The organism is Streptomyces sp. NPDC006512, from assembly GCF_040611935.1.
Taxonomy (GTDB): domain Bacteria; phylum Actinomycetota; class Actinomycetes; order Streptomycetales; family Streptomycetaceae; genus Streptomyces.
Map to the genome: position 1 here is coordinate 1 of NZ_JBEXPG010000130.1, position 3,267 is coordinate 3,267.

At 56.8% G+C, this 3,267-nt stretch carries 1 rRNA gene; it reads right to left on the reverse strand.

Features of this window, described 5'->3' with window-relative positions:
* Positions 1-32: 32 nt before the first annotated feature.
* Positions 33-3,156: ribosomal RNA gene (locus ABZZ17_RS39825) — 23S ribosomal RNA — on the reverse strand.
* Positions 3,157-3,267 lie beyond the last annotated feature (111 nt).

Genomic DNA, 3,267 nt, shown 5'->3' on the forward strand with positions numbered 1-3,267 from the left:
CTTCAGAACTAACACAGTGGACGCGAGCAACTGAGGACAAGCCCTCGGCCTATTAGTACCAGTCAGCTCCACCCGTTACCGGGCTTCCACATCTGGCCTATCAACCCAGTCGTCTACTGGGAGCCTTACCCTCTCAAGGAGGTGGGAATACTCATCTTGAAGCAGGCTTCCCGCTTAGATGCTTTCAGCGGTTATCCCTCCCGAACGTAGCCAACCAGCCATGCCCTTGGCAGGACAACTGGCACACCAGAGGTTCGTCCGTCCCGGTCCTCTCGTACTAGGGACAGCCCTTCTCAATATTCCTACGCGCACAGCGGATAGGGACCGAACTGTCTCACGACGTTCTAAACCCAGCTCGCGTACCGCTTTAATGGGCGAACAGCCCAACCCTTGGGACCGACTCCAGCCCCAGGATGCGACGAGCCGACATCGAGGTGCCAAACCATCCCGTCGATATGGACTCTTGGGGAAGATCAGCCTGTTATCCCCGGGGTACCTTTTATCCGTTGAGCGACGGCGCTTCCACAAGCCACCGCCGGATCACTAGTCCCGACTTTCGTCCCTGCTCGACCCGTCGGTCTCACAGTCAAGCTCCCTTGTGCACTTACACTCAACACCTGATTGCCAACCAGGCTGAGGGAACCTTTGGGCGCCTCCGTTACCCTTTGGGAGGCAACCGCCCCAGTTAAACTACCCATCAGACACTGTCCCTGATCCGGATCACGGACCGAGGTTAGACATCCAGCACGACCAGAGTGGTATTTCAACGGCGACTCCACAACCACTGGCGTGGCTGCTTCAAAGTCTCCCACCTATCCTACACAAGCCGAACCGAACACCAATATCAAACTGTAGTAAAGGTCCCGGGGTCTTTCCGTCCTGCTGCGCGAAACGAGCATCTTTACTCGTAGTGCAATTTCACCGGGCCTATGGTTGAGACAGTCGAGAAGTCGTTACGCCATTCGTGCAGGTCGGAACTTACCCGACAAGGAATTTCGCTACCTTAGGATGGTTATAGTTACCACCGCCGTTTACTGGCGCTTAAGTTCTCAGCTTCGCAACCCCGAAAGGTCACTAACCGGTCCCCTTAACGTTCCAGCACCGGGCAGGCGTCAGTCCGTATACATCGCCTTACGGCTTCGCACGGACCTGTGTTTTTAGTAAACAGTCGCTTCTCGCTGGTCTCTGCGGCCACCCCCAGCTCACGGAGCAAGTCCGATCACCAGTGATGGCCCCCCTTCTCCCGAAGTTACGGGGGCATTTTGCCGAGTTCCTTAACCATAGTTCACCCGAACGCCTCGGTATTCTCTACCTGACCACCTGAGTCGGTTTAGGGTACGGGCCGCCATGAAACTCGCTAGAGGCTTTTCTCGACAGCATAGGATCATCCACTTCACCACAATCGGCTCGGCATCAGGTCTCAGCCTTATATGAGGGACGGATTTGCCTACCCCTCGGCCTACACCCTTACCCCGGGACAACCACCGCCCGGGCTGGACTACCTTCCTGCGTCACCCCATCGCTTACCTACTACCACCTTGGGCCGGCGGCTCCACCACTTTCCTTTCCCCGAAGGGTCCGGAACGGCTTCACGGCCTTAGCATCAGAGGATTCGATATTGGGCGTTTCAAAGCGGGTACCGGAATATCAACCGGTTGTCCATCGACTACGCCTGTCGGCCTCGCCTTAGGTCCCGACTTACCCTGGGCAGATCAGCTTGACCCAGGAACCCTTAGTCAATCGGCGCACACGTTTCTCACGTGTGTATCGCTACTCATGCCTGCATTCTCACTCGTGAACCGTCCACAACTAGCTTCCGCTGCTGCTTCACCCGGCACACGACGCTCCCCTACCCATCACAGCGGGCGTTGGCCCTATTGCTGCAATGACACGACTTCGGCGGTACGCTTGAGCCCCGCTACATTGTCGGCGCGGAATCACTTGACCAGTGAGCTATTACGCACTCTTTCAAGGGTGGCTGCTTCTAAGCCAACCTCCTGGTTGTCTCTGCGACTCCACATCCTTTCCCACTTAGCGTACGCTTAGGGGCCTTAGTCGATGCTCTGGGCTGTTTCCCTCTCGACCATGGAGCTTATCCCCCACAGTCTCACTGCCGTGCTCTCACTTACCGGCATTCGGAGTTTGGCTAAGGTCAGTAACCCGGTAGGGCCCATCGCCTATCCAGTGCTCTACCTCCGGCAAGAAACACACGACGCTGCACCTAAATGCATTTCGGGGAGAACCAGCTATCACGGAGTTTGATTGGCCTTTCACCCCTAACCACAGGTCATCCCCCAGGTTTTCAACCCTGGTGGGTTCGGTCCTCCACGAAGTCTTACCTCCGCTTCAACCTGCCCATGGCTAGATCACTCCGCTTCGGGTCTAGAGCGTGCAACTCAATCGCCCTATTCGGACTCGCTTTCGCTACGGCTTCCCCACACGGGTTAACCTCGCTACACACCGCTAACTCGCAGGCTCATTCTTCAAAAGGCACGCAGTCACGACTGTATGTGCAAGCACATACAGCGACGCTCCCACGGCTTGTAGGCACACGGTTTCAGGTACTATTTCACTCCGCTCCCGCGGTACTTTTCACCATTCCCTCACGGTACTATCCGCTATCGGTCACCAGGGAATATTTAGGCTTAGCGGGTGGTCCCGCCAGATTCACACGGGATTTCTCGGGCCCCGTGCTACTTGGGAGATTCTTAAGCAAGCCGCTGATGTTTCGTCTACGGGGGTCTTACCCTCTACGCCGGACCTTTCGCATGTCCTTCGACTACATCAACGGTTTCTGACTCGCCGACCGGCCGGCAGACCGGTCAAAAGAATTCCCACAACCCCGCATGCGCAACCCCTGCCGGGTATCACACGCATACGGTTTGGCCTCATCCGGTTTCGCTCGCCACTACTCCCGGAATCACGGTTGTTTTCTCTTCCTGAGGGTACTGAGATGTTTCACTTCCCCTCGTTCCCTCCACACTGCCTATGTGTTCAGCAGTGGGTGACAGCCCATGACGACTGCCGGGTTTCCCCATTCGGACACCCCCGGATCAAAGCTCAGTTGGCAGCTCCCCGGGGCCTATCGCGGCCTCTCACGTCCTTCATCGGTTCCTGGTGCCAAGGCATCCACCGTGCGCCCTTAAAAACTTGGCCACAGATGCTCGCGTCCACTGTGTAGTTCTCAAGCAACGACCAGCCACCCATCACCCCACCAGAACAAGCTGGTGAGTGCACTGGGGCCGGCATCGCGAAGATAAGACCTTA